General features: G+C 69.9%; 24 protein-coding genes. 17 read left to right on the forward strand and 7 right to left on the reverse strand.

Annotated features, from left to right (window positions below; genetic code table 11):
- Positions 1-2: 2 nt before the first annotated feature.
- From Q0937_RS16090 to Q0937_RS16105, 4 genes are all read right to left on the reverse strand, one after another.
- Entirely contained in the window at positions 3-1,238 is a 1,236-nt protein-coding gene (locus Q0937_RS16090) for a sensor histidine kinase (protein ID WP_299305759.1), read from the reverse strand.
- Positions 1,235-2,089 (reverse strand): hypothetical protein, encoded by an 855-nt coding sequence (locus tag Q0937_RS16095; RefSeq protein ID WP_299305761.1) that lies wholly within the window; start codon positions 2,087-2,089, stop codon positions 1,235-1,237. The genes Q0937_RS16090 and Q0937_RS16095 overlap by 4 nt, the downstream gene beginning before the upstream one ends.
- Positions 2,086-3,039 carry an ATP-binding cassette domain-containing protein gene (locus Q0937_RS16100; protein WP_299305763.1) on the reverse strand — a complete coding sequence of 318 codons (954 nt, stop codon included), beginning with the start codon at positions 3,037-3,039 and terminating at the stop codon, positions 2,086-2,088. Before Q0937_RS16100 ends, Q0937_RS16095 begins: the two co-directional genes overlap by 4 nt.
- Positions 3,040-3,154: 115 nt before the next feature.
- The gene (locus Q0937_RS16105) at positions 3,155-4,435 is read right to left on the reverse strand and encodes an MFS transporter (protein WP_299305764.1); all 1,281 of its coding nucleotides are present in this window, start codon (positions 4,433-4,435) and stop codon (positions 3,155-3,157) included.
- 179 nt (positions 4,436-4,614) lie between these two features.
- On the opposite strand from Q0937_RS16105, the gene Q0937_RS16110 reads away from it, so the two are divergent.
- The 16 genes from Q0937_RS16110 (at position 4,615) to Q0937_RS16185 (ending at position 20,116) form a co-directional block, all read left to right on the forward strand.
- Positions 4,615-5,295 (forward strand): proline racemase family protein, encoded by a 681-nt coding sequence (locus Q0937_RS16110; RefSeq protein WP_299305896.1) that lies wholly within the window; start codon positions 4,615-4,617, stop codon positions 5,293-5,295.
- A 79-nt stretch (positions 5,296-5,374) separates the two neighbouring features.
- Entirely contained in the window at positions 5,375-5,782 is a 408-nt protein-coding gene (locus Q0937_RS16115; RefSeq protein WP_299305766.1) for a helix-turn-helix transcriptional regulator, read from the forward strand.
- Positions 5,782-7,770: a cation-translocating P-type ATPase gene (locus Q0937_RS16120; RefSeq protein WP_299305768.1), complete on the forward strand. Its 1,989-nt coding sequence runs from the start codon at positions 5,782-5,784 to the stop codon at positions 7,768-7,770. Before Q0937_RS16115 ends, Q0937_RS16120 begins: the two co-directional genes overlap by 1 nt.
- Before the next feature lie 134 nt (positions 7,771-7,904).
- Complete coding sequence (locus Q0937_RS16125; protein ID WP_299305770.1) at positions 7,905-8,222, forward strand: hypothetical protein; 318 nt, start codon at positions 7,905-7,907, stop codon at positions 8,220-8,222.
- A gap of 66 nt (positions 8,223-8,288) precedes the next feature.
- A complete protein-coding gene (locus tag Q0937_RS16130) occupies positions 8,289-9,368 on the forward strand; it encodes a YeeE/YedE family protein (RefSeq protein WP_299305772.1) in 1,080 nt (359 codons plus the stop codon).
- Between the two features lie 48 nt (positions 9,369-9,416).
- Positions 9,417-9,647: a sulfurtransferase TusA family protein gene (locus Q0937_RS16135; protein ID WP_299305774.1), complete on the forward strand. Its 231-nt coding sequence runs from the start codon at positions 9,417-9,419 to the stop codon at positions 9,645-9,647.
- Between the two features lie 447 nt (positions 9,648-10,094).
- A complete protein-coding gene (locus Q0937_RS16140; protein WP_299305775.1) occupies positions 10,095-11,348 on the forward strand; it encodes an ABC transporter substrate-binding protein in 1,254 nt (417 codons plus the stop codon).
- Positions 11,348-12,298 (forward strand): carbohydrate ABC transporter permease, encoded by a 951-nt coding sequence (locus Q0937_RS16145; RefSeq protein ID WP_299305777.1) that lies wholly within the window; start codon positions 11,348-11,350, stop codon positions 12,296-12,298. The genes Q0937_RS16140 and Q0937_RS16145 overlap by 1 nt, the downstream gene beginning before the upstream one ends.
- Positions 12,288-13,142 (forward strand): carbohydrate ABC transporter permease, encoded by an 855-nt coding sequence (locus Q0937_RS16150; protein ID WP_299305779.1) that lies wholly within the window; start codon positions 12,288-12,290, stop codon positions 13,140-13,142. Before Q0937_RS16145 ends, Q0937_RS16150 begins: the two co-directional genes overlap by 11 nt.
- Before the next feature lie 84 nt (positions 13,143-13,226).
- Positions 13,227-14,573: an alpha-L-fucosidase gene (locus Q0937_RS16155; RefSeq protein WP_299305781.1), complete on the forward strand. Its 1,347-nt coding sequence runs from the start codon at positions 13,227-13,229 to the stop codon at positions 14,571-14,573.
- 63 nt (positions 14,574-14,636) lie between these two features.
- Positions 14,637-15,611: an ADP-ribosylglycohydrolase family protein gene (locus tag Q0937_RS16160; RefSeq protein WP_299305783.1), complete on the forward strand. Its 975-nt coding sequence runs from the start codon at positions 14,637-14,639 to the stop codon at positions 15,609-15,611.
- Between the two features lie 26 nt (positions 15,612-15,637).
- Complete coding sequence (locus Q0937_RS16165) at positions 15,638-16,567, forward strand: SMP-30/gluconolactonase/LRE family protein (RefSeq protein WP_299305785.1); 930 nt, start codon at positions 15,638-15,640, stop codon at positions 16,565-16,567.
- Positions 16,568-16,605: 38 nt separating this feature from the next.
- A complete protein-coding gene (locus Q0937_RS16170; RefSeq protein WP_299305787.1) occupies positions 16,606-17,103 on the forward strand; it encodes an SRPBCC family protein in 498 nt (165 codons plus the stop codon).
- 235 nt (positions 17,104-17,338) lie between these two features.
- Positions 17,339-18,760 (forward strand): SDR family NAD(P)-dependent oxidoreductase, encoded by a 1,422-nt coding sequence (locus tag Q0937_RS16175; RefSeq protein WP_299305897.1) that lies wholly within the window; start codon positions 17,339-17,341, stop codon positions 18,758-18,760.
- A gap of 150 nt (positions 18,761-18,910) precedes the next feature.
- Positions 18,911-19,897, forward strand: coding sequence for a hypothetical protein (locus tag Q0937_RS16180; RefSeq protein WP_299305788.1), 987 nt, complete (start codon positions 18,911-18,913; stop codon positions 19,895-19,897).
- Positions 19,898-19,978: 81 nt separating this feature from the next.
- Complete coding sequence (locus Q0937_RS16185; RefSeq protein WP_299305790.1) at positions 19,979-20,116, forward strand: hypothetical protein; 138 nt, start codon at positions 19,979-19,981, stop codon at positions 20,114-20,116.
- A gap of 445 nt (positions 20,117-20,561) precedes the next feature.
- Here Q0937_RS16185 and Q0937_RS16190 read toward each other — a convergent pair whose 3' ends face one another.
- On the reverse strand, positions 20,562-21,569 hold the full coding sequence (locus Q0937_RS16190; protein WP_299305792.1) for a type IV toxin-antitoxin system AbiEi family antitoxin: 1,008 nt from the start codon (positions 21,567-21,569) through the stop codon (positions 20,562-20,564).
- Positions 21,570-21,651: 82 nt separating this feature from the next.
- Positions 21,652-23,385: a helicase gene (locus tag Q0937_RS16195; protein WP_299305794.1), complete on the reverse strand. Its 1,734-nt coding sequence runs from the start codon at positions 23,383-23,385 to the stop codon at positions 21,652-21,654.
- Between the two features lie 214 nt (positions 23,386-23,599).
- On the opposite strand from Q0937_RS16195, the gene Q0937_RS16200 reads away from it, so the two are divergent.
- A complete protein-coding gene (locus tag Q0937_RS16200) occupies positions 23,600-24,988 on the forward strand; it encodes a deoxyribodipyrimidine photo-lyase (RefSeq protein ID WP_299305796.1) in 1,389 nt (462 codons plus the stop codon).
- An 11-nt stretch (positions 24,989-24,999) separates the two neighbouring features.
- Here Q0937_RS16200 and Q0937_RS16205 read toward each other — a convergent pair whose 3' ends face one another.
- Complete coding sequence (locus Q0937_RS16205; protein WP_299305797.1) at positions 25,000-25,515, reverse strand: hypothetical protein; 516 nt, start codon at positions 25,513-25,515, stop codon at positions 25,000-25,002.
- Positions 25,516-25,527 lie beyond the last annotated feature (12 nt).

The raw sequence follows: 25,527 nt of genomic DNA on the forward strand, positions 1-25,527 counted from the left end.
GCTCACCGCTCCGTGGCGGGCAGGCGCACCGCCACCCGCCAGCCGCCGCCGGCGCGGGGACCGGCCGTGACGTGCCCATCGTAGAAGGCGGCCCGCTCCTGGATGCCGACCAGCCCGCGACCCGGATCGGTGGCAGGCAGGGCTGGCGCGGAGGTGTCCTCGACCAGGATCGTCACCTCGTCCGCCCCGATCAGGACTCGCACCAGCACGCTGCGCACCCCACGCCCGTGCCGCAGCACGTTGGTCAGCGATTCCTGCACAATCCGATAGACCGTCAGGCCGATCACCGCGCCCGGATCCAGCTGCCCGCGCCGCTCCAGGCGCACCGGCAGCCCTGCGGCCCGGAACTCCTCCACCAGCGCGGGAAGCTCCCGGACCCCGAGGGTCGCCGGGAGCGAGGACTGCCTGGAATCCACCTCGCCGCGCACCGGTGCGAGCAGCCGGCGCACCTCGCCGAGGGTGCGGCGCCCGGTCTCGGCGACGCGACCGATCGCTCGCTGCGACTCCTCGGGATCCTGCGCGGCGGAGGCCTGGGCCCCGTCGCTCATGGCGATCATCACCGACAGGCTGTGCGCGATGACGTCATGCATCTCGCGGGCGATGCGCTCCCGCTCGAGGCCCGCGGCGATGCTCACCTGCTGGTCCCGCTCGCGCTTCATCTGCTCGGCGCGCTCGACCAGCCCGGCGATGTGCCGCCGACGGTGGCCGATGTTGAGGCCCAGCAGCGCGGTGATCAGTGTGACGGCGAGGAAGAGGACCGAGAGGCTCGCCCAGTCCAGCGGCCAGTCCTCGACGGCGAATCGTGGGGCCAGGCCCAGCAGCGGCGGACCGAGCCGGACGCGCAGGGCGAGGATCAGCGCCGCGACCACCGCCACCCCCGTGGTGAGGCCGAAGACGGCCCACGCCTGTCGAGCGCCACGGACGACCCCGGCTCGATACAGCGCGGACAGGGCCAGCACCGCCTCGGCCATGCTGCCGAGCGCCGCAGAGAGCGGCAGCAGCGCCAGCCCTGCGGCCAGGGCCGCGGTGGGATGCCTCGGCCTGATCAGCAGGGTGGCGACCCCGGCCAGGCCCAGCAGCACGATCGCCCAGGCGGGTGAGCGCAGGGACGACTCGAGGGAGAGGAATCCCAGCGCGACGGCGAGCAGCAGGTAGCCCAGCAGCAGCACGACGTCGGCCCGACCCCACCGCACCACGGAGGTGGGGTGGGGCCGGGCGGCGTCCGCGCGACTGCTCATGCGTCGCGATTCTGCAGGGCGATCGCCCCCGCCGCCAGCGCGAGCACCACCCAGAGCGACACGATCAGCCAGCCGGCGGCGGTGCTGATGTGCCCGCTCCAGATGTCGAGGAACGGACCGCCGGGGCTCTCGACCCGCGCCATGGTGTCCCCGGCGTTGCCGAGCAGGACCACCCGGGCGATGCGCGAGATGAGGCTGTAGGGGAGCGCGGAGGCGAGGATCGGGCCCAGCAGGGTCGCGGCGAAGATGAGGATCGCGCCGACGGTGGTGGACCGCACCAGCATCCCGATGCCCACGCCCACCACCGCACACATCCCCAGATATGCCGCCGCGCCGAGCAGCGCCACCAGCACCCCCGGGCCGCTCAGCGGAGCCTCCAGACCGTGCTTCGCGTAGAAGGGGTAGGTCGCGGCCCACGCTCCGAAGACGGTCACCAGCGCGGTGCCGGTCACGGCGAGGAACTGCACGATCGCCTTCGCCCACAGCACCCGCAGCCGCGTCGGCACCGCCATCAGGGTGGTCTGGATCGAGCCGGAGGAGTACTCCGCACCGACGGACATGACGCCGAGGATCCCGGCGACGATCTGACCCAGCACCACCATCGGGATGGTCACGTCGCCGATCGTGCGCTCGAGCGAGGGGGTTGACGGGACGCCGGAGGATTCCAGGGTGGCGCCGAGGAACAGGCTGCCGCCGAGCCCGACGACGAGGATCCCGACCAGTGCCAGGACCGCCGAGGGCAGGCTCGCCAGCTTGATCCACTCCGAACGCAGGACGTCGCCGAAGGTCGGCCGACGGGTGGGGACAGCGGGGCGCGCGGTCGGGCCGGTCGCCAGGGCGGGGGTTGTCATCGCGCTGCTCCCTTCACTGCGGCGGTCATCGCACGGTACTCGGCGGCGTCCGCCGTGAGGGACAGGTAGGCCTCCTCGAGGGACCCTTCGCGGGTGGTGAGCTCGAACAGGACCACCCCCGCGGCAGCGGCGGCGCCGGCCACCTGCTCGGCGGTCAGCCCCTCGATCTCGACGGCGCCGTCGGCCGCGGAGGAGACGACGACCTCGACAGGGGCGTCGGCGGCGACATCGGAGAAGAGCACCGCGGCGGACAGGCCGTTCACGTCACGGGTGCGAACCCGGACCACAGTACGGGTGGCACCGGAGATGACCTCATGCATCGGCCCGTCGGCGAGGATCGCGCCGCGCCCGATGACGATCAGATGGTCAGCGGTCTGGGTCATCTCGCTCATCAGGTGGGAGGAGAGCATCACCGTGCGGCTCTCGGCCGCGAGCTGGCGCAGCAGTGCGCGGATCCAGAGGATCCCCTCGGGGTCCAGGCCGTTGACCGGCTCGTCGAGGATGACGGTCTGCGGGTCGCCGAGCAGCGCTGCCGCGATGCCGAGCCGCTGTCCCATGCCCAGCGAGAATCCGCCGACGCGCTTGTGCGCCACGGACTCGAGCCCGGCCAGCCCGATCACCTCGTGCACCCGAGCGGTGGGGATGCGGTGGGTGGCCGCGAGTGCGAGCAGGTGCTTGTATGCGCTGCGGCCCCGATGGGCGGCGCGGGCGTCCAGCAGTGCACCCACCTCGTGCAGCGGTGCGGTGAGGTCGCGGTAGGCCCTGCCGTTGACCGTCGCCGTGCCGCTGGTGGGCCGGTCCAGGCCCATGATCATCCGCATCGTCGTCGACTTCCCGGCGCCGTTGGGGCCGAGGAACCCGGTCACCGTTCCCGGCGCGATGGTGAAGTCGATCCCGTCGACCGCGGTCTTCCTGCCGTACTGCTTCGTGAGGGTCTGGACCCGGATCATGTGAGCACCTTTCGTCCCGGCCGACGCTATGGGCGCCCCCACCCCTCGCGCATCGGCCTGCGGTGCGGACTCCGGGCGCCCACCAGTACCTGGGTACACATGCACGGCGGCCTGCTCAGCAGGGAGCAGACACCACGGCCGCCTCGGCCGCCTCTGATTCCGCCGCGGCACTCGACTGCTGCCGACGGTGCACCAGGAATGACCAGCCGGCGATCCCGAGCCCCAGCACCGCGAGCACCACACCGGTCCAGGCCGGGGCGAGCAGGCCCCAGCCGGCGGCGAGCACGCCCGCGCCGAGCGCCGCGCCGAGGGAGTTGCCGATGTTCAGCGCCGAGTGATGCAGGGCGGCGGCCAGGGAGGGCGCGTCGGGCGAGGCGTCCAGCAGGAACAGCTGCAGCGAGGGGCCCATCATCTGGGAGGTCACGGCGACGGCGAGCAGCAGGAGGATCCCGGCGATCGGGTTCTCGGCGACGAGCGCGAACACCGCGAGGCTCACCGCCATCCCGATCAGGCCGAGGAAGATGGTGCCGTAGACGCTGCGGTCGGCGAGGCGGCCGGCGAGGAGGTTCCCCAGCGTCATCCCGAGGCCGAACACGAACAGCGCCACCGGCACCGCGCGCTCGCCGAGGCCCATCACGCCGGGCACGATCTCGCCGATGTAGCTGTACACCGCGAACATGCCGCCGAAGCCGATCGCGCCGATGCCGAGCGCGAACCACACCTGGACCCGGCGCAGGGCGCCGAGTTCTGCGCGGATCGAACCGCTGGCCCCAGCAGCCCCGCCGGCACTCCCACCAGCTCTGGCAGGGTTCGCGGGCTCGGGGACCAGGCGCCAGACGGCGAAGGTGGTGGCAGCGGCGATCACCACCACGATCACGTAGGCGGAACGCCAGCCGACGCTCTGGCCGAGCGCCGTGGAGGCTGGGACGCCGAGCATGGTGGCGATGGTCAGGCCCAGCATCACCAGGGACACCGACCGGGCGCGCTGTCCCGCCGGTGAGAGCCGCGCTGCGACCAGTGAGGCGACACCGAAGTACGCGCCGTGGGGGAGCCCGGAGAGGAAGCGGGCCGCGGCCAGCATGGTGAAGTCGAGTGCCATCGCGGAGAGCAGGTTCCCGAGCCCGATCAGCGCGATCAGCAGCACCAGCAGGCGCGCCCGGGGTATCCGCACCGCGGCGATCGTCACCAGCGGCGCACCGACCACCACGCCGAGCGCGTACAGGGTGATGAGCATCCCGGCCTGGGGGATGGACACCTCGAGGTCGCGGGCGATCTGCGGCAGCAGGCCCATGCTCGCGAACTCGGTGGTGCCGATCGCGAAGGCGCCCAGCGACATCGCCAGGATCACAAGGCGCAGCCGGCCGGGGGCCAGCGGCGAGAGGGAATGCGAGGTCATGGCAGCTCCAGCGCGGGGGTCGGGTGGGACTCGCTGCCGACGCTGGAAGCGGGAAGTACCCCACGATCGTAGAGGCGGGGGTAGGGACAGGGCCAGGGATGGTGAGCGACGCCGTCATGGGGGCGCGCCGGACGCTTCCTGCCCTCGTGAGTTCCCCGGGCCCCTGGACCTGAAACGTTCTGCACTGCCACGCTGGCCCGGAGTGGCGCGAGCGGGCCCGCACCGCCGAGGGGCGGGTCGAGTCGATCACCACGCAGGGCGAGCCCGCGTACGTCGCCGAGCGCGAGCTCTCGGTCGAGGTCCCGGACCACGGGCGGGTGGGATTCGACCTGGTGTGGAGCGGCGCCTACTACGCGATGATCCCGTCCGGCGCGCACGGCTTCGAACTCACGGCCGACGAGGAGATCGCACTGATGGCTTTCGGGGACGCCTTCGTGCGCACCGCCCGGCCAGGGCTGCGTCAGGAGCACCCGTCCCTCGGCGATGTGGGTCCGCTGCCGTTCGTGCACTTCATGGGCCGGGTGCGCACGCTCGAGGACGGCACCGTCGAGTCCCGCTCGGCGACGTACGTGCATCCCGGTGCGATCTGCCGCAGCCCCACGGGCACTGGCACCTCCGCCCGTCTCGCGCTGCTGGCCGGGCAGGGGGACCTCGGGCCCGGGGACACGCTGGAGACGATCTCCCCGCGCGGCAACCGCTTCGTCGGCACCGTGCTCGGGGAGACCATGGTGGGCGACTTCCCCGCCTGGGACTCGACGACCACCGGCTCGGCGCGGCTGATGGCGCGTTCGACGCTCACCGTGGACCTGGACGATCCACTGGTGGATGCCTCGGATCTGGAGGGGCTGCTGGGGCCATGAGGCGATGCTCGCTTCGCGACCGGGTGACACCGCGTCGAAGCGGACACGAAGAGGTCAGCATGCACTGTATAGTCAGTGCATGCTGACCAGAGCCTCCCGTCTTGATGTGATGAACCGGCTGGGCCGGGCGATGGCCGATCCCACCCGGTCCCGGATCCTGCTGTCGCTGCTCGAGGCGCCCGGCTATCCGGCCGCCCTCGCCGCGGAGCTGGACCTGACCCGCACCAACGTCTCCAACCATTTGGCATGTCTGCGCGACTGCGGGATCGTCGTCGCCGCCCCTGAGGGCCGACGCACGCGCTACGAGATCGCCGACGCCCACCTCACCGCGACCCTGGGTGCCCTGGTGCAGACCGTGCTCGCCGTGGACGACGGTGCGCCCTGCGTCGATGAGCACTGCACGGTCCCGCTGTGCTGCGATGCCATCGCCGAGACGGCAGAACCCGTCGAGCCCGTCGTGACCGCAGTGCCCGTCGAGGTGGTCTGATGAGCGACGACTGCTGCGGCCCGGTCGCGACGAAGGCGCCGCCTGCGCCTGTCATCGAGGACCCCTGCTGTGGGACCACCGCCGCGGCTGCCCCCTCCGATGTGCTCGAGGTCGAGCAGCCCACCCCCTGGTGGCGAGACTCCTCCCTGGCCCTCCCGCTCTCCGCCGGCCTGCTCTGGGTGACTGGCCTGGTGCTGGGCTGGGTGGGACTCGAGGTCGTCGCGCTCATCGCGCACGTGCTGGCGCTCGCCGCCGGCGCCTGGACCTTCGTGCCCGGCACCCTCCGTCGCCTGGTGCAGGGCCAGGGGCGCGGCCGACTCGGCGTCGGCCTGCTGATGACCATCGCCGCGCTCGGCGCCGTGCTGCTGGGTCACGTCGGGGAAGCCGCCGCGCTCGCCTTCCTGTTCTCCCTGGCCGAAGCGCTCGAGGATCGCTCGATGGACCGCGCGAAACAGGGCCTGCGCTCCCTGCTCGCACTCATCCCCGAGACCGCCCGCGTCTCCCGGGCCGCTGGCCCCGAGATCATCCCCGCCGTCGAGCTGCGCGCCGATGACCTGCTCCTGCTCGGCGCCGGCGACCGGGTCGCGACCGACGGCGTGATCGTCTCCGGCCGCTCCTGGCTCGACACCTCCGCGATCACCGGAGAGTCGATCCCCGTCGAGGTGGGCCCCGGAGACGCAGTGCACGCCGGATCCCTGAACGGCTCCGGAGCGCTGACCCTGCGCGCCACCTCCGACGGCCGCGACAACTCGCTCACCCAGATCGTGCGCCTGGTCGATCAGGCCCACGCCGCGAAGGGGGAACGAGCGCGCCTGGCCGACCGGATCGCCCGCCCCTTGGTGCCCGTCGTGCTCGTGGTCTCCGCGCTGGTCGCGCTCTTCGGTGTGCTCACCGGTGACCCCGGCCTCTGGATCGAGCGAGCACTGGTGGTGCTGGTCGCGGCCTCGCCCTGCGCCATGGCGATCGCGGTGCCGGTCACCGTGATCTCCTCCATCGGCTCGGCCAGCAGGCTCGGCGTCGTGATCAAGTCCGGGGTCGCCGTCGAGCAGCTCGGCACGATCCGCACCGTCGCGCTCGACAAGACCGGGACCCTCACCCGCAACCAGCCGCGCGTGGTCGAGGTCATCACCGTCGACGGTCGCCGCCGCGAGGAGATCCTCGCGCTCGCCGCCGCCCTGGAAGCCACCAGCTCCCACCCGTTGGCCACCGCCGTGCTCGCCGCGGCCGAGGCCACGGAAGGGGCCGCTGCGGAAGCCGTGGAGGTGCAGGAAGCTCCAGGACACGGCATTACCGGCCTTGTCGCCGGCCGAGAGATCCGGGTGGGCAGCCCGCGCTGGGTCGCCCCTGGCGCGCTCACCGGTCGCACCGAGGCGATGGCCGCACGCGGGATGAGCCTCATCGTGGTGGAGGAGGACGGCCTCGTGATCGGCGCGCTCGGAGTGCGTGACGAGCTGCGCCTCGACGCCGCTGAGATGGTCGCGGCGCTGCATGCTCAGGGCATCCGCACCGTGATGCTCACCGGCGACAACGCCCTCACCGCTCGTGCCATCGCCGAGGAGGCGGGCATCGACGAGGTCCACGCCGAGCAGCTGCCCGGCGACAAGGCCGCCCATATCCGTCGGCTGTCCGCGGAGGCGCCGACGGCGATGGTCGGGGACGGCATCAATGACGCGCCGGCCCTCGCCTCGGCGACGGTGGGGATCGCCATCGGCGTCACGGGCGCGGCGGCCGCCGTGGAATCGGCCGACGTCGTCTTCACCGGCACCGAGCTCCGCCAGCTCCCCGCCGCTCTCGCGCATGCCCGGCGCGGCCGACGGATCATGACGGGGAACATCGCCCTCGCGCTCGCAATCATCGTCGTGCTCTTCCCCTTGGCATTGTTCGGGGTGCTGGGCCTGGCCGCCGTGGTGCTGATCCACGAGGTGGCGGAGATCGTCGTCATCGCCAACGGCATGCGTGCGGCGCGCCTCCGGGGCGTGACCGCCTGACCATCATCGGCGCGTGGAAGCATCGGTGGTGGGAGAAGGCCTCCCGGTACTGTGCAGGTGAGCCGGTCGCAGCAGCCCGGCACCCGCACGTCCGAGCATCAGGCGAGCGGGTCTTCGACTTGAGGGGACCCACCATGGAAAAGATCACCGTCGCAGGCCACCCGGAGCCCATCCCCGCCTCTGCCGTCGCCGAGCGGCTCCTGAGGCAGCGCCTGGAGACCGTCCGTGAGAAGCGCGGCGCGGACGCGGCCGATGCCCTCGAGGTCCTGGTCGGTCAGCGCATCGGCACTCTGCTCGACGGCGGGATGCCCAGCATCGACATGGCGACCATGCGCTCGATCGTCGACTTCGTGGAGACCCCGGTCGAGGACGAGAGCAGCTCGGGCCTGGGCCGTGTGGTGCAGGGGCTCAAGGACAAGGCCGCCCAGCGCGGGAAGCGGACCATGAGCTGAGCGCGTTGCGCTCCACACGTTCATCAGGGGTTCTCCTTATGGGGCTCATAAGTTAGCGTGTTCGGCATGATCCTCACCGGGCTGTTCCTCGGCGCCGTGCTCGGCTACGTCCTGCAGCGTTCTCGGTTCTGCGTCACCGGCGCGTTCCGTGACCTCTATATGACCCGCTCGGCGCGCTACTTCACCCCCTTCCTCCTTGCGATCGCGATCCAGGCCATCGGCGTCGCCGCGCTCACCGGCGCCGGCGTCATCGCCCCCGAAGCCGCGTCGTTCGCACCGCTCGCGGTGATCGGCGGCGGCCTGCTGTTCGGCGTCGGCATCATCATGGCCGGCGGCTGCGCGACCGGCACCTACTACCGCGCCGGCGAGGGCCTGATCGGCTCCTGGGTGGCGCTGATCTTCTACATGCTGTTCGCAGCGGTCATGAAGTTCGGCCCGCTCGGCGGCTTCACCGAGGCGGCCCGCGCCCGCACCGTGGGCGATGCAACCATCCAGGAGACCCTCGGGGTCAGCGTCTGGGTGCCCACGATCCTCTTCTCCGCCCTCGTCGCCGTGCTGGTGGTGCGCCAGATGCGTGCGAGCGCGGCACGCCGTGCGGGCACGAAGAGCGTGCGCCTGCCCGCCCGCCGCAGCGGCCTCGGCCACTACCTCGCCGACATCCCCTGGAACCCCTGGGTGGGCGGCGTGCTGCTGGGCCTGATAGCGATCGCCGCCTGGGTGCTCTCCACCGCCGCCGGCCGCAATGGCGGCCTCGGCATCACCACCCCATCGGCCAAGATCATCACCTTCCTCACCACCGGGGACGTCACCCTCGTGGACTGGTCCGTGATGCTCGTGCTCGGCATTCTGGTGGGATCCTTCATCGCCGCGAAGCTCGCCGGCGAGTTCCGCTGGCGGGTGCCGGATGCCCGCACCATCCTCCACAGCGCCGGCGGCGGCGTCGCGATGGGCGTGGGCGCCGCGCTCGCCGGCGGCTGCACCATCGGCAACTCGCTCGTGGAGACCAGCCTGTTCAGCTACCAGGGCTGGGTCTCCTTCGCCGCGATCATGCTCGGCACCTGGGCCGCCGCCTGGTTCTTCCTGGTGCGTCCGCAGAAGGCCGCGGCGAAGAACCGACCCGCGCCCGTGCTCAGCCCCGCCGCCTGACCTCACCCATCTCCGACAGAACCTCACCCTCGATAGAGAGGACCTCTCATGCCTGCTTACACCCTCCAGACCAACGGCGCCGTCTGCCCGTTCCCGCTGATTGACGCGAAGAGCGCCATGGAGCAGCTGACCACGGGCGATGACCTGATCATCGGCTTCGACTGCACCCAGGCCACCGACTCCCTGCCCCAGTGGGCCGCCGAGGACGGTCACGAGGTGGTCGCCTTCGACCGCGTGGGTGAGGCGGGCTGGACGATCACGGTGCGTAAGGGGAAGTGAGGCCTCGGGTCACTTCGGCGACCCCGCCTCCTCCTCGCCCCACGACGACGGCGCGCGCACGAGCTCACGAGCTCGGGCGCGCGCCGTCGTCGTGCGCCCGTGGGCTGAGAGGGCGACCCTGTGCGGCGTGGGCCGAAGGGGGTTCGTCTGTGCAGACGGCTCCGGTTTGTGTTGACAAGCCCGTCCCACTCATCGGATGTTACCGATAAGTATGTTCGGTGAGTGGCGTCCGACATTTCGCCACAGCAGGCCCGGCGCGCCGTTGCACAGACTTCCGACCTGGGCTAGCGAGACCGTTCTGGGGAGCGAGCCAGCTGTTGACAGCCAGGGGATCGTGCGGCACTCTGGCGTGCGTAGCGATATACATCCCATGTCTGGACGGAGTTCTGCGACGGGGGTGCCCATGCGAGGAGCGACGACGCTCCTCCGCCTTCGAGGAGACGACCCATGACATCCGTGACGCGCCCCGCAGTGCCCCGCCGCACCGTTATCGCAGGGCTCAGCGCAATCGCTCCGCTCGCCTTCCTGTCCGCCTGCGGAGGTGGGGGAGGGGGCGACAGCGAGACCGCGAACACCACTCTCTACACCTGGGTCTCCAACGAGAATGACCGTGCGCAGTGGCAGGCCTTCATCGATGCGGCGAAGGAGGCGGACCCCGCCTTCGAGCTGACTCTCGAGGGTCCGAGCTTCGAGAACTACTGGACCAAGGTAAAAACACGGATGTCGTCCGGCGATGCGCCAGCTCTGCTGACCACTCAGGCTGCCCGCGCACAGGAGCTCGATGCTCTGCTGGCGCCGCTGGAGGACCTCGCCGACGCGGCAGGAGTCGATCTCTCCCAGTACAACGAGGCGATGCTGGCCGGCATGACTGTGGAGGGCACGCTCCGCGCGATCCCCTATGACGCCGAGCCGCTGGTGCTCTTCTACAACCGCAAGCTCTTCCGCGACGCAGGACTCGAGCTGCCGGGCATCACCTACAGCCAGGACCAGTTCCTGGAGGATGCGAAGGCGCTCACCTCCGGTGAATCCTATGGTGTGGCCCTCTCCTCGGGGCTCGTCCACCTCGGCATGGCCATCGGCTTCGCCAACGGCGGGCAGCCGGTGACCGACGGTGCGCTCTCGCTCACGGACCCGATGATCGTCGAAGGCCTGCAGTTCAGCTTCGATCTGGTCACCGAGCATAAGGTCGCCGCCGCACCCGCGGCGGTCGACTCCGAGCCCGCGGCCCAGCAGGCTCTGATGAACGGCCAGGTCGCGATGTATCTCGACGGGCCCTGGATGTATCAGGCGTACGAGGACGCCCTCGGTGAGGACCTCGGCGCATCGATCGTGCCCTCACAGACCGGCGAGGCGAAGGGCCTGATCCAGGGGTCCGGCTTCGGCATCGCGTCGAACGCGAAGGACCCCGGGGGCGCCTTCGAGACCCTCCGTGCTATCACCACGCCGGAGGTCATCGGTGCGGTCGCCAACGCGCGCGGCACCTTCCCCTCGATCGTCTCGGAAGAGAGTCAGTGGGCCGAGGGCAAGGCCGAGGACAACGTCGCAGCTGTCACGGCCATGGCGCACAACGGCGAAGCGCTGATCACCACGTCCACCTGGAACGAGGTCGGGTCGAAGTTCTCGCAGTACGCCACCGACGGCTTCCACGGCAATCGGACCGCAGAGGAGATCCTCAGCGAGATCCAGGACGCGGTCGGCTGATGTCCTCTCTTGCTCGCTCCCTCGCCGCTGAGGGGACCGCTGCCTCATCCGCACCTAGTGCGCGCCGCCATGGGGCGGCGCGCGGCCACTCCCGTGCGGCGGCTCTCTATCTCAGCCCAGGCATGCTCGGGTTCGCGATCTTCATCGTGGTGCCGCTGGTCATCTCGCTCGTGATCAGCTTCTTCGAGTGGCCGCTGTTCGGGGTCCCGGAGTTCGTGGGGCTCACTAATTACCGATACATGCTCACCGGCGACCCGGCGTTCTGGATCAGCCTTCGCAACACCCTGATCTTCGCGGTCCTCTATACCGCTGTGAATCTCACGGTTGCGCTTGGGCTGAGCTACTGGCTGATGAATCTCGGCGGGAGGTGGGCCTCGTTCTTCCGGGTGCTCTTCTTCATCCCGGTGGTCACGCCGATGATCGGCAACGCGCTGATCTTCCGGCTGATCCTCAACGACGACGGTGTCGTCAACCAGATCCTCGGTGTCGTCGGCATCCAGGGGCCGCAATGGCTCAACACCCCGTTCTGGGCGATGCTCTCCCTGGTCACCATGTCGCTGTGGCAGGGGATGGGCTACAACATCATCGTGCTCGGTGCCGGGATCGCGGGCGTGAACCCTAGCGTCATCGAGGCCTCGCGGATCGACGGCGCCGGGGCTGTGGCGAGGTTCTTCCAGGTGGTCTTCCCGATGCTGTCCCCGACGATCTTCTTCTGCACGATTATGACGGTCATCGGCGCCTTCAAGGTGTTCGCCCAGCCGTACGCCCTCACCGAGGGCGGGCCCGGCAACTCCACTAACACCTTGGTGCTGCACCTGTACCGCAACGGGTTTTCCTTCGACAAGCTCGGCTACGCGTCCTCGATCGCCTGGGTGCTGTTCGTGCTCGTCATGCTCGTCACCGCCATCCAGTTCAGTCAGCAGAAGAGGTGGGTCACCTATGACAGTTGAGATCGCTCCGCGTCCCCGGGCCTCGCTCCGCCTGCCCATGCTCGTCTCCCGCACGCTCATGTGCGTGGTGGGGCTGATTTTCCTCTTCCCGTTCCTGTGGATGATCGCCACGTCGCTCAAGCCCACCAACGAGGTCTTCGCGACCGGCACCAGTCTGATCGGCTCCCGCATCGAGTGGGGCAACTACCTGGTCGCCGCGACGGCGATCCCGTTCGGACGCATCCTGCTGAACAGCCTGGTGATCGCCTTCGCGGGCGCGCTCCTCACGGTGACCGTCTCCGTGCTGAGCGCGTATGCGTTCTCCCGGTTCAACTTCCGCGGCCGTGCGGCGCTGTTCGGAGTCTTCCTTGCCACGATGGTGCTGCCGCAGGAGGTGCTGGTCATCCCGCTTTACCTGATGATGCAGAAGGCAGGCCTAGTCAACTCTTATCCGGCCCTCATCCTGCCCTTCGCCTTCGGGGCGTTCGGGACCTTCCTCATCCGCCAGTTCATGCTCTCCCTGCCGCCGGACTACGAGGAGGCTGCGACCCTCGACGGTGCCGGACGGTTGCGCACCCTCGTCAGCGTGCTGGTCCCCCTGCTGCGGGCCCCGATCGCGGTGGTGTTCGTGTTCTCGTTCATCGAGTACTGGGGCAGCTTCCTGTGGCCGCTGATCGTGGTCAACGATGCCTCCATGGCGACCGTGCCGATCGGCCTGGAGATGTTCTCGGGTGAGCGAGGCACCGACTGGGGCCCGATGATGGCCGCCGTCACCCTCGTCGTCCTCCCGAGCCTCCTGATCGTGGTGCTGCTCCAGAAGCAGCTGCAGCAGGGGGTGTCGATGGGCGGCTTCGGCGGCCGCTGATCCCTTGCTTCTCCCATCGGCTGAGAGCCGACCCGTCACCCGATGCCACGACGCGCCGACGCGTCAGAAAGCGAGCACCTCCCCATGGCCGACACCTCGAGCACCACCCCCGAGAGCACCCCCTCAGGGATCCGCGATCCCGAGAAGTGGGATGCCCTTCCGCACCGCCTGCCCGACTGGTTCCGCGACGCCCCGCTGGGCATCTTCATCCACTGGGGTCCGTACTCGGTCCCTGCCTGGGCGGAGCCCACGGCGGAGCTGGGAGCCATCGACAGCGACCTCGGCTGGTTCGCCCACAATCCGTACGCGGAGTGGTACTTCAACACCATCCGCATCGAGGGTTCGCCAGCAGCGGAGCATCACCGCGAGGCCCATGGCGATGCTCCCTACGACGACTTCCTGGACCAGTGGGAGCCGTCCGCCTTCGACCCGTCGGCCTGGGCGGATCTCTTCCGCCGCGCGGGGGCCGATTACGTCGTGCCCACCACGAAGCACCACGACGGGATCACGCTGTGGGAAGCTCCCGGCACGGGGGAGCGCAACACGGTCCGCCGCGGTCCGCGGCGCGACTTCGTGGGCGAGATCGCCCGCGCCACGCAGGCGGCGGGGATGCGCTTCGGCGTCTACTACTCCGGCGGTCTGGACTGGCACGTCCGGCCGACGGAGCCGCTGATCAGCGGTGAGGACGTGCATGACCTGAAGCGCCCGCGGGATGACGAGTACGGCCGGTACTGCAGCGCCCACGTGCGGGACCTCATCGACCGCTATCAGCCGGATGTGTTCTGGAACGACATCGGCTGGCCGGACGAGAACTTCCACTTCGACGAGGGCGGGCTGGGCTCGCTGCTCGAGCACTTCTACGCCGAGCGTCCCGAGGGGCTGATCAACGACCGCTTCGCAGGGGCGCATCAGGACTACGTGACCACCGAGTACCAGTCCGGTGAGGTCCGTGACGGTCAGCCGTGGGAGAACTGCCGCGGCATAGGGCTGTCCTTCGGGTACAACCAGATCGAGGATGCGTCGCAGTACATGAGCGGCGCGCAGGTGGTGCGCCACGTGGTCGATGCGGTCTCCAAGGGCGGCAGGGTGCTGCTGAACATCGGTCCGCGGGCCGACGGGTCCCTGCACGAGCTGCAGGTGCAGGCTCTCGAGGAGCTCGGCGAGTTCATGGCGGTGCACAAAGCGCACCTGGCCGGCTCGCGCGGACTCGGCGAGCTGGAGGTCCCCGGGGCGAGCTGGGCCCGGGCGGTCGAGCAGGACGGGACGTGCTGGGTGTTCCTGACCGGCGACGAGGGCACGCTCACGATCGGTGCGGCGCAGCTGCCGGCGGGGTTCGACTGGCCGGCATCGGGCATCGAGGTCATGCTGACCGGCCAGAATGCGGCGCCGGTCTCCGTGTCCGCGCAGGCTGTTGGCGGTTCAGGTCGCTGAGCCAGGGCGCCGGTTCACCGGAGAGACCGCCCATTCGTCGCGCCCTCGCGCTACCGTTCGCCCATGACGACCACGACCACCGCTGCTGACCGCGCCGCCGGAGCCCTGCTGGGCCTTGCCTGCGGCGATGCCGCCGGCGTCCCGTACGAGTTCGCCTCCGCCCCGTACGACCCGCGGCGCGGGCCGGAGATGATCGGCGGCGGGCTCGGCCCGTATGCGCCGGGGGAGTGGTCCGACGACACCCAGATGGCGATGTGCATCGCGCGGGTCGCCGCCTCCGACGTCCCGATCGACTCTCCCGAGGGGCTCGATGCGATCGCCCAGGGCTTCCTGGACTGGCTGCAGGGCGGTGCGAGCGACGTGGGCACCCAGACCCGCCAGGTGCTCAGTGCACTGCACAGGGATGACGGCCACCCCGGTCTTGCCGTGCGGATGACCGCCGTCGCCGCGGAGCTGCACGCCCGCTCCGGCCGGACCGGCGGCAACGGCGCGCTGATGCGCACCGCCCCCGTGGCTCTCGCCTTCCCGGATGATCCCGGCCGCATGGCCCGCGCTGCACGGTCCATCGCCGAGCTCACGCACGCGGACCCGCTGGCGGGCGACTCCTGCGTGCTCTGGTGCGAAGCGATCAGGCGCTCCGTCGTCGACGGGGTGCGCGGCCGACCGGAGCACGGCCTCGAGCTGCTCCCGGCAGGACGCCGCGAGGCATGGGCACCGCTCGCCGACGGGACCTGGCGCTCGGGCGCTCCGGCCTCGCTGTCTCCCAATGGGTTCACCGTCACGGCGCTCTTTGCCGCACTGCACGCGGTGGAGCAGGCGGCGTCGGCCGAGGGGCCGACGGAGACCTTCCGTGCGGGCATCGCCGCGGCCGTCGCGCTCGGGGATGACACCGACACCATCGCCGCGATCACCGGCTCGCTGCTGGGGACCTGGACCGGCGCCGAGGAGATCCCGCAGGAGTGGGCCGACGTGGTGCACGGCTGGCCGGGGTACGACGGGCCGGGGCTCGTGACGCTCTCGCAGGAGATCGCCCGCTGAGAGGCTGAGCCAAGAAAGGCAGATCCATGACCATCGATCACCTGCTCGCCCCCGGCGCCCGTCTGGAGAAGGTCGCGAGCGGATTCACCTGGGCCGAGGGGCCCACCTGGATCCCGGCGCGCGGCGTGCTGCGCTTCAGCGACATCCCTGGCAACCGGGTGCTGGAGTTCTCGGAGGCCAGCGGCACCACCTCCGCGATCAGCGCCGACGCCGAGTTCACCAACGGCCGCACGCTCGGCCGCGATGGGTCGGTCATCGAGTGCTCACACGGCCGTCGGGCTCTCCAGATCGACCGCACCGCCTCCCAGGACGGGGCCCGCTATGCCCCGGAGATCCTGGTGGACCGCTTCGGCACCGCACGGCTGAACTCACCCAACGACGTGATCCAGAAGTCCGACGGGACGATCTGGTTCACCGACCCCTCCTACGGCATCAAGCGCCCTGACGAGGGGCATGCGGGGCAGGAGGAGTACGGCGACCGCTACGTGTTCCGCTTCGATCCGGCCGACGGTTCCCTGCGCCCCGTGGTCATCGATGTCGAGGCGCCCAACGGCCTCGCCTTCTCCCCGGACGAGTCCATCCTGTACGTCGCGGACTCCTCGCGCTCTCCGGCCGACCGCGACCACCCGAACCCCGCCCGGCCCCGCGGGCACTCGATCCACGCCTATGACGTGGTCGAGGGTCGGCATGCGAAGAACGGCCGCCCGCTGGTGGAGGTGAGTCCCGGCCTGCCCGACGGCTTCCGCGTGGACACTGCGGGGAACCTCTGGTCCTCATCACTCACGGGCATCCAGATCTTCACCCCCACCGGCGAGAAGCTCGGCGAGATCGCCGTGCCGGAGAAGGTCGGCAACTGCTGCTTCGGCGGGGCCGACGGGCGGACGCTGTACCTCTGCGCCAGCTCCAGCATCTACCGCATCGCGACCACGACCACGGACGCCGCAGCTCGGGGGTGAAGCGGTGTGGTCTGCGTCCTGTGTGGCAGGCTGGCGCGATGTCCCGTCCGATGCACGTCTCCGACAGCATCGAGGTCGCCGCCGACCCGATAACGATCTATCGCGAGGTCGCCGACCCCTCCCGGATGGGACGGTGGAGCCCGGAGAACCAGGGCACGGCCGAACCGAGCCGCGGGCCCCTGGGAGTCGGGGACGAGTTCGTCGGCCGCAACCGCCGTGGCCCCGGCCGCTGGTCCACCGCGTGCACCGTCATCGCGGCAGAGCCCGGCGAGAGGTTCGGCTTCCGGGTCCACCGGATCGGCCTGCGCAGTCCCCTGCTCCGAGGATCGATCGCGACCTGGACTTACACCTTCGAGCCGGTCGGCGAGGGGCGCACGCGCGTCACCGAGACCTGGCAGGACGACCGCACCGGGTGGTCGGACGCCTGGGCGGCGCGCTTCGACAAGCTGGTCACTCGCGGCAGCACCTTCGACACGTTCCAGGCGGGCAACATCCGCCGCACGCTCGCTCGTCTGAAGGCCGATCTGGAAGGCTGACCAGGTGAGCACCTCACGACCCCGCGGCGGCCTTCGTGGCGCTCGGCTGGCAGGGCGGACAGTGGCACGTGACCAACGCCCCGTCGGCCAACAGGCCCGGTCGTCATAGACTCGATTGGTGCCTGGCTCCTCTGCTTCCACCCCCGACTCTCCGCTGAATGATCGCCGCGAGAGCGCCGAGCTGACCGCGGAGGACATCGCCACTGCGTTGTGGGTGCTCCGGCACGCGCCGGCCATGCCGGACGACGATGTGGATCTCGTCGCCATCAAGCGCGCCTCCCGCAACTTCGAGAAGAAGCTCGCGAAGACCCGTCGCGGGGTGAAGACCTGGGCCCAGCGCAAGGAAGACCGCGCTGTGATCGCCGCGACCGCCACCGGTTCCCCGATGCGGATCGATGACGAGACCAAGGGGATCCCGCTGGTCTCGAACGCGCAGGGCGCCTTCGCCGGGGAGCTGAACAAGTCCCGCGGCTGCTACATCTGCAAACAGGACTACACCCTGGTCGACGCCTTCTACCACTGGCTGTGCCCGGAGTGCGCCGCGATGTCCCACGCCAAGCGCGACCAGCGCACTGATCTGACCGGCAAGCGAGCCCTGCTCACCGGCGGCCGTTCCAAGATCGGCATGTACATCGCGCTGCGCCTGCTGCGCGACGGCGCGCACACCACCATCACCACCCGCTTCCCCAAGGACGCGGCGCGGCGCTTCTCCCAGATGGAGGACGCGGCCGACTGGATCGACCGGCTGAAGATCGTCGGCATCGACCTGCGCGACCCCACCCAGGTGATCGCGCTCGCCGACGACGTCGCCGCCGCGGGCCCGCTGGACATCCTCATCAACAACGCCGCCCAGACGGTGCGCCGCTCACCGAGCGCCTACTCGGCCCTGGTCGAGGCGGAGGATGCCCCGCTGCCCACCGACCTCGCCCTGCCGGAGATGAGCGCCTTCGATCGCATCTCCCAGGCGCATCCCGCCGCGATCGCCGGCGTGCTGCAGAACGACGCCGTCCCGCAGCACGACGGGGAGTCGCTCGAGCATGCCCGCGCCGCGCAGACCGCCGCCTCGATGACGGCGCTCGCGCTGCGCGCCGGCAAGGCCAGCCTCCAGGAGCACCTCGCGGGTACTGCGGTCGATGCGGGCGGTCTGCTCCCGGATCTGCAGACCAACAACTCCTGGACCCAGACGGTGGATCAGGTGGACGCCCTCGAGATGCTCGAGGTGCAGCTCTGCAACGAGACGGCACCCTTCCTGCTGATCAGCCGCCTGCGCGCCTCGATGCGCGCCGCAGTGCAGGCCGGAGCCCGCCGCGCCTACATCGTCAACGTCTCGGCGATGGAGGGCCAGTTCTCCCGCCGCTACAAGGGTGCCGGCCATCCGCACACGAACATGGCCAAGGCCGCGCTGAACATGCTCACCCGCACCAGCGCGGGCGAGGCATTCGAGACCGACCGCATCCTGATGACCGCCGTGGACACCGGCTGGATCACCGACGAGCGCCCCCACCAGGACAAGCTGCGCATCGCCGCCGAGGGCTGGCACGCCCCGTTGGATCTGGTGGACGGCGCAGCCCGCGTCTACGACCCGATCGTGCGCGGCGAGGCCGGCGAAGACATGTACGGCTGCTTCGTGAAGGATTACAAGCCCAGCCCCTGGTGACGCGGTCCGGCGACCTGCTGGTCGCGGTGGGTGCGGCCGGTGACCTGCCGGCCCGCGGTGCCACCGGCCTTCTCTCCTCCACAGCGGTCGGTTGTCCACAATGCGCATCGTGCTGTGGTGCGCGGGCGGGGAGTCCTCCAGGCTCTGGGCATGACTGCCGACGCCACCGAATTCTTTGAGTTCGATGTTCCCCCACGTCAGAGCCGCCCTCTCCACTGGTGTCTCGCCGACGCCCCCGCCCCGATGAGCGAGCCGACGGACGAGGAGGGTCGAGCGGAGATGCTCGCCGAGCTCGACCGACTGCCCTTCCTGTTGGCGATCGATCAGGTGGTGACCTTCGTCGGGGAAGGTCGGCGGCTCACCAAGCAGGGGGAGTTGTTCGCGGTGGACCGGCGCCAGCTGGAGAGAATCCAGCCAGCAGTCGACGATCACCGTTCCTGGGAGTGGTACAGCAACAGCCAGATCCTCCATGTGGCCTGGAGCGTTCTGCTCAGCAGTGGTCTCCTCGTCAAGCGCGAGGGGCACGTGGAACCTGCAATGGGGCATGCCGGAGACGAGGAGAGCGCTGAGGGTGCGGAAAATGCGCTGCGGAGGGCACCTAGCCTGCTCGCGGCAGCCCTGGAGTCGTCCGCGACCAGCGCCGGGTTCGCCGACTGGAACGAAGGGCTGGATGAGGACTGCCTGGACGCGCTGCTCGTGGCGAGTGGCCCTGAAGGGTTGATGCTGCCCACAATCCCGCCTGACGGCGAGCTGATCCACTGCGGCGAGGTCGTGCAGTTCATGCTCCAGCTGCTGCGTCATCCCTACATCCGAGAGGTGCCGATCGACCGCAGGACAGGGCATCCGCTGGCTCGTGGACTGGGTGCGCTCGAGCGGCTCTCACGCACCATGGGACGGCTCCGCGACAGCGGGCTGCTCCTCCGGGAGGAAGAGCGTACGGATCGGGAGGGGGCCTTGGAGGGAGCTGACGATAGGTGGGCGGAGTACGGGCAGTATCCGGAGGACAGCTACCTCACGCCGATGGTGCACTATCGCGCTCCGGTGGCGATGCGTGGCGCGATCGCGATGGTGCGGGACCGACGCTCTGCGGCCCTCGCTGACCAGGATCGGGCAATCTCGCCCAAGACCGCGCGATGACCTGAGAGAGTCGCCTGTGTAGAGTCGGCGGCCACGAGTCAATGAGGGCGGCACCACTCCACCACAGGGAACGGAGCACCGATGAGACGACGCGACAAACGACATCGGTTCATCAGGGGTGACCTTCTGTCCGGGTTGCTGGAGTTGAGCGATGCGCTCGGGCTGGTGCTGAATGTGGTGGTGCGCATTCCGGTGCTGCTGGTGAAGCTCCTGCTCTGAGAGGGAATGGATCGCCCACGGTCATCGGCGGTTGACGTCTTCGACGACGTCGTGACGTCGTACAGCTGGCGACCGAAAGCGCAGAAAGTGCTGTCAGGCAGGCACGCCCCGTGGATGCTCAGCGCTTGAGCCCGGCTGCGAATCCTTTCGTGTACCCGTCGATCAGATCGGCGGCGAGTTCGCTCCGCATGTGCCGCAGCAACACCGGTCGCAGCTGGGCATCGAGGAGCGTATCGAGTACCGCTGTTCCGTCGATGGGGGCGAATGCCTCCGCGGCACGACGCGCATAGTGGTAGCTGGCTGCGGCGATGATGTCGTCATCGGTGGCGTCGAGCGCTGTGTGGTCTTCCCATACCTCGTCGACGAACGGGTCCTCGGAGAGTGCCGCGAGGATGACTTAGGACCTCTTCGGCCACTGGTACGTCAGTGCGTCCTGTGAGGTCGATCATCGCGTGTCACCGAAAAGCTGTGCACGTATCTCATCGAGCCGGGGATCGTCCTCGAGCAGCAGGTCCGCCCTAAGCAGCGGTCTGGGAGCGACGCCATCCTCTCCGTTCGGCGGAATGTTCCAGAAGGTCGGGCGGATCCGTACCGGGCCGTCCTGTGCTCTGCGCAGGCGCCCCTGGCGGATGAGGTCCCGTCGGGCTTCGGGAGGAAGATGAATGAGGGCCTGTGATGGCCGGATCGGTGCGCCGAGGCGTGCTGCGGCCAGTTCCGAGCCGAGCAGCGCTCCGTCGGGGAGCTTCTCCTTCAGGAGGTCCGAGGGGTTCTTCCAGACGTCGCTCGTGAACCGTTCCTCGGGCCACGTGCTGGGTTGCAAGGCCGTATAGGCCGCGACCCACTCGTCTTCGAGCGCGGCGGGGCGCAACACCTGGTAGTTCTTGTCGAGCATCGGGGGCGTGCGCTCGCGCAGAGCCCGAACGACACGGTTCACGGTGCCGATCGATGCCCCTGATGACGCTGCCAACTCGCGCTGCAGTACTCGATGCTCCTGCTGGTTCGCGACGAGTACGGCGAAGGTGACAGGCAGACCCGCGCGCGAGAAGGGAGCTGCGGTGGGTGCCCTTCGTTCTTCGGCGTCGCTCTTGCCTGCGATCTCGATGAGAAGTCCCGGTGACCTCAGCGACGCGTTGCCCGCCGAATCCGCGTATCCACCCCAGCCTCGTGAGGCGAGTGCCTGTGCGCGTGCGGGAGTGATACGGCTGGTCAGCAGGACCGTCTGCTCGTCATGAGGCAGCAGGGTGAGCCCGGCAGGGCTGACAGTCGCGCTGGCCACGGCCGGGAACTTGTGCACGCCGGTTCCGTCGTCGAGCAGGAGAGTGCCGGTGCAGATCCGGTCCTCAAGATTCTCCTCGTACCGCCAGTCTGGTCTGATGCCCAGCTCGGCGAGGTGGTGAAGCACGTCCTTGATGACGGCGCCCGTGGCACTCCTCGGAAGTTCAATCGAGTCCATGTGTTCAACATACTGGAATTCTAAGGAAAATTGAACATCGCCGGCCTCCTCCGGACGGCGGGGGAGCGGTCATCCTCGTCGTTCAGTCCGCATCGCCGGTCAGGCTTGCCGCTGGCAGCCAGTCCGCCCCGAGCAGCTGCGCCACGTCGGTGAGACTCGCGGTGTCGCCGCCCACGGTGTCGGAGGCGGCGGCGATCCGTTCCACCATCACCTTGCTGACCTGCTCCTCGACGGTGCTCTCGGCGTAGGCGATGTGCCAGGGGGAGACCTGGTGGTCGCGGTGGGTGCGGCCGGTGACCTGTCGGCCCGCGATGCCGGAGAAGCGGGCCTGGTGGAACACCCCGACCCGCGGCTCGGTGCTCGCCTGGTGGCCGCCTTCGAGAGTCTCGCCGGCGTGCAGGCTGATCGAGGCGACCGTGGTGAGGACGCAGACCTTCGCCTGCCCGGTCTGGAAGCGGAGCCGCTCGGCCTCGGCGTCGAACCGGCCCTGACCATAGATCGTGGCGACCTCGAGGCCGGAGTCCCGCAGCCGCTCGGCGATCGGATCGGCGGCGGTGCCGACGAACTCGACCGAGCACGCCACCTGCCGCTCAGCCTCGACCTGCTGGGAGATCCAGGCCACCGTGGAGTCCACGCGGATCAGTCCGGCCTTCTGCCGGAAGCGCAGCAGCGCCGCGCGCCCTTTGGCCGTGTTCCTACCGCGCCGGGCGATGTCCATCTCGCGGCAGAACTCGCCCCACTCCGCCTCATACGCGTCCCGTTCTGTGGGCGTGAGCGTCACCGGCATTCCGGAGATCGGCACCGACCCCCACGGCGCTGCACGGTGCAGCATGGCAGGTGGTTGTGCGTCCTCGAGCCAGCCGCGCACCAGCGCGAGATCCGCGGCCCGGCGGGCAGGGTCGGTGGTCCAGGACGCGCCGTAGCGGCCCTTGTCCACGCCGACCCCGTGGCGCTCGAGCGCGGTGGTGAAGGTGGCGGCGGGCTGGGTCGCCGTGAGCCACTCCTTCATCGGCTCGTCATGCGCCTGGGCGTAGGCCGGCGCGAGATAGGGCAGCTCGAGCGGCGTGTGGCCGGGCGTCGCGGTCGTCGTGATCACGAGCGGCGCCTGCTCGTGCGGCTGCCGGTGGCCGGCGATCTGTGCCCAGAGCTTCCACCGCTTCGTGGTGGTGCGGCGCAGCGCGTGGGCTTCATCGGCGATGATCACGTCCCAGTCGTAGCCCGTGACCTTTTCCAGGCGGTCCCAGGTGATCACGACCCATTCCAGGCCGCTGTCGCCGAGCGCGGTGATGGTGCGGCACCAGTGCCCGATGGTGATCGCGGCGGGCCTGTCGGCGACCACGAGCACGCGCTGCGCTCCGCGGAGGTCGCCCACTGCACTGGCTCCGAGCACGGCGGAGATCGTCTTGCCGACGCCCGGTTCGTCGGCCAGCAGGAACTGTCGCCCACCGGCTGCGGCGCGTGCCGCGATCGCGTCGGCCGCCTCGTACTGGTTCTGGCGGGGCTCGAGGTCCTCGGCCGGCTCGGGGTTCGGCGTCGGATCCTCGGGGTTCAGGGTGTTCTCGAGGAATCGCCCGAGGGTGTGCGGAGCGGGAGCGTAAGGCGCGAGGTGCGCGGGGAGCGTGCGGCCGACGTGCAGGTGCATCTTCACGGCGGGATGCCAGGCGGCGCCCTCGACCTGGGTGCCGTAGGGGACGTCCAGCACCCAGGTGCGCTCGCCGGGGCCGACGAACGGCAGCTCCCGCATCACCTGGCGGGTGCCCTTCCTCCGGGAGGAGCCGCCTCGCCGACGGGTGCTGGAGCGTCGACGGGTAGCCATTCCGCGAGGGTATCGAGCACGCGCAGCGGATCGGGGGACGGCTCGCCCGCGCCCGGTGTGACGCAGGAGAGCGAGACCTCGCCCGTGTGCACGGTAAGAGCTTGCTTAGCTAGGCTACGTACGTGCGTGAGGTCGTCCGGGACCGGCCGCCGCACGCCACAGGGGCCGGGCCCCACGGGCCGGGGCCCGCCACCGCCAACGAGAGCAGGGACAGATGACCAGCATCTGGTGGATCCGGGATGACCTCCGCCTTCACGACAATCCGGCCCTCCATGCCGCCGCGGCCGATGGTGAGGTCCTCGCGGTGCACATCGACGAGGAGATCAGCGGCGTGCGCCCGCTGGGCGGCGCGGCGCGCTGGTGGCTGCACCACTCGCTGAGCGCCCTGGCCGCGGCCCTGCGCGAGCACGGGGTGCCGCTGGTCCTGCTCCGCGGGGATCCCGAAGAGCAGATCCCCGCTCTGGTCGAGGAGGTGCACGCGACCGCGGTGCTCTGGAACCGCCGCTATCACGAACCCAAGCGGGCCGTGGATGCGCGCCTGAAGGCGTCTCTGCGCACGCGGGATGTCCGCGTGGAGAGCTTCGACGGGTACCTGCTGAACGAACCGTGGACCATCACCACCCAGAGCGGCGGACCGTACAAGGTCTACTCCCCGTTCGCCCGCGCATGCCGGGAGAGCAGGCCGCCGCGTGAACCGCACGGCCTGCCCGATCATCTCGCCGGCCCCCAGGAGCAGGTCCGTGCCGGCGGCCACGAGGTGCGCAGCTGGTTGCGCACGGAGACCTTCGAGCAGGAGCTGTCCGGTCGCGGATGGCTCCCGACGGCGCCCGACTGGGCCGGCGGGCTGCGCGAGAACTGGACCCCCGGCGAGGCGGGAGCTCGGGAGCGGCTCGCGCAGCTCGGGGACCTGCTGACCGACTACGCCGAGGATCGGGAGCGGCCGGGCACCGCGGGCACCTCGAGCCTCTCGCCGCACCTCCGCTTCGGCGAGGTCTCTCCTCACGAGGTCTGGCACCACAGCCTGTCCGCGGGGCGCGGAACGGGCCCGGAGACTTTCCGCTCCGAGCTGCTGTGGCGCGAGTTCGCCTGGCACCGGCTCTTCCACCTGCCCGACCTCGCGACCCAGAACGTCCGGCCCCAGTTCGACGCTTTCGAGTGGCGCGAGGATGACGACGCTCTGCGAGCCTGGCAGCAGGGGCGCACCGGCATCGACCTGGTCGACGCGGGGATGCGGGAGCTGTGGGCGATCGGCTGGATGCACAACCGGGTGCGGCTGGTCGTCGCCTCCTTCCTCACCAAGAATCTGCGCCTGCACTGGCGGCTCGGCGAGGAATGGTTCTGGGACACCCTCGTCGACGCCGACGACGCCTCGAACCCGTTCAACTGGCAATGGGTCGCCGGCACGGGCGACGACGCCGCCCCGTACTTCCGCGTCTTCAACCCCGAGCGCCAGCAGGAGCGGTTCGACCCCCAGGGCGAGTACGTGCGCCGGTGGGTGCCCGAGGTGGACGACGAGTCCGCGGAACGGGTGGCGCCGATCGTCGATCTGAAGGCCTCGCGACGGGAAGCGCTCGCGGCCTACGCCGCCCTCAAGGGGCAATGAGGAGGCTCACCTCACCCGTCCGCGCGCAGCCCCACCCCGAACCCGTCCGCCGGATCCGCCACGGCCACAGCCAGCGTCGTATCGGACTGCCCGTAGTACGAGAACCACTTCCCGCGGAACTTCACGAGTCCTTCGACGAAGGTGACATTGGAGATCAGCCCGTGGGTGTCCTCGTAGGTCTGGGGGCGCAGCCAGGGCTCCTGCAGTCTGGCCATGACCGTGGTGGGCGCGGCGGGGTCGATGAGGATCTGGCCGCAGCGGTAGTCGACGTCCACGGTGCCGTCCTCGTGGACCTCGCGGGTGGCGCCGTTGGTGAGCATCAGCAGCAGGCCGTCGTCGGTGAGGACGGGGGAGGTGCCGATCTCCACCAGCGCCTCGTCGAAGGTGCCGGGGGTGGGGAGGTACATCGGAGAGTCGTCCGTGGTACCGGGGGTCCAGTGGATCAGATCGTCGCTGGTGGCCCAGTAGATCCCGCCCTCGCCGAAGTACATCCACCACGTCCCGTCGATCTGCTGCGGCACGATCACCGCCGGTCACAC

The sequence above is a fragment of the uncultured Brachybacterium sp. genome, from assembly GCF_947500705.1.
Lineage (GTDB): Bacteria > Actinomycetota > Actinomycetes > Actinomycetales > Dermabacteraceae > Brachybacterium.

Excerpts from the sequence above, each read along its gene's own strand:
- Q0937_RS16090 (WP_299305759.1), bottom strand. The coding sequence starts at position 1,238 with ATGAGCAGTCGCGCGGACGCCGCCCGGCCCCACCCCACCTCCGTGGTG.
- Q0937_RS16095 (WP_299305761.1), bottom strand. The coding sequence starts at position 2,089 with ATGACAACCCCCGCCCTGGCGACCGGCCCGACCGCGCGCCCCGCTGTC.
- Q0937_RS16100 (WP_299305763.1), bottom strand. The coding sequence starts at position 3,039 with ATGATCCGGGTCCAGACCCTCACGAAGCAGTACGGCAGGAAGACCGCG.
- Q0937_RS16105 (WP_299305764.1), bottom strand. The coding sequence starts at position 4,435 with ATGACCTCGCATTCCCTCTCGCCGCTGGCCCCCGGCCGGCTGCGCCTT.
- Q0937_RS16115 (WP_299305766.1), top strand. The coding sequence starts at position 5,375 with ATGCTGACCAGAGCCTCCCGTCTTGATGTGATGAACCGGCTGGGCCGG.
- Q0937_RS16120 (WP_299305768.1), top strand. The coding sequence starts at position 5,782 with ATGAGCGACGACTGCTGCGGCCCGGTCGCGACGAAGGCGCCGCCTGCG.
- Q0937_RS16125 (WP_299305770.1), top strand. The coding sequence starts at position 7,905 with ATGGAAAAGATCACCGTCGCAGGCCACCCGGAGCCCATCCCCGCCTCT.
- Q0937_RS16130 (WP_299305772.1), top strand. The coding sequence starts at position 8,289 with ATGATCCTCACCGGGCTGTTCCTCGGCGCCGTGCTCGGCTACGTCCTG.
- Q0937_RS16135 (WP_299305774.1), top strand. The coding sequence starts at position 9,417 with ATGCCTGCTTACACCCTCCAGACCAACGGCGCCGTCTGCCCGTTCCCG.
- Q0937_RS16140 (WP_299305775.1), top strand. The coding sequence starts at position 10,095 with ATGACATCCGTGACGCGCCCCGCAGTGCCCCGCCGCACCGTTATCGCA.
- Q0937_RS16145 (WP_299305777.1), top strand. The coding sequence starts at position 11,348 with ATGTCCTCTCTTGCTCGCTCCCTCGCCGCTGAGGGGACCGCTGCCTCA.
- Q0937_RS16150 (WP_299305779.1), top strand. The coding sequence starts at position 12,288 with ATGACAGTTGAGATCGCTCCGCGTCCCCGGGCCTCGCTCCGCCTGCCC.
- Q0937_RS16155 (WP_299305781.1), top strand. The coding sequence starts at position 13,227 with ATGGCCGACACCTCGAGCACCACCCCCGAGAGCACCCCCTCAGGGATC.
- Q0937_RS16160 (WP_299305783.1), top strand. The coding sequence starts at position 14,637 with ATGACGACCACGACCACCGCTGCTGACCGCGCCGCCGGAGCCCTGCTG.
- Q0937_RS16165 (WP_299305785.1), top strand. The coding sequence starts at position 15,638 with ATGACCATCGATCACCTGCTCGCCCCCGGCGCCCGTCTGGAGAAGGTC.
- Q0937_RS16170 (WP_299305787.1), top strand. The coding sequence starts at position 16,606 with ATGTCCCGTCCGATGCACGTCTCCGACAGCATCGAGGTCGCCGCCGAC.
- Q0937_RS16175 (WP_299305897.1), top strand. The coding sequence starts at position 17,339 with ATGCCGGACGACGATGTGGATCTCGTCGCCATCAAGCGCGCCTCCCGC.
- Q0937_RS16180 (WP_299305788.1), top strand. The coding sequence starts at position 18,911 with ATGACTGCCGACGCCACCGAATTCTTTGAGTTCGATGTTCCCCCACGT.
- Q0937_RS16185 (WP_299305790.1), top strand. The coding sequence starts at position 19,979 with ATGAGACGACGCGACAAACGACATCGGTTCATCAGGGGTGACCTTCTG.
- Q0937_RS16190 (WP_299305792.1), bottom strand. The coding sequence starts at position 21,569 with ATGGACTCGATTGAACTTCCGAGGAGTGCCACGGGCGCCGTCATCAAG.
- Q0937_RS16195 (WP_299305794.1), bottom strand. The coding sequence starts at position 23,385 with ATGGCTACCCGTCGACGCTCCAGCACCCGTCGGCGAGGCGGCTCCTCC.
- Q0937_RS16200 (WP_299305796.1), top strand. The coding sequence starts at position 23,600 with ATGACCAGCATCTGGTGGATCCGGGATGACCTCCGCCTTCACGACAAT.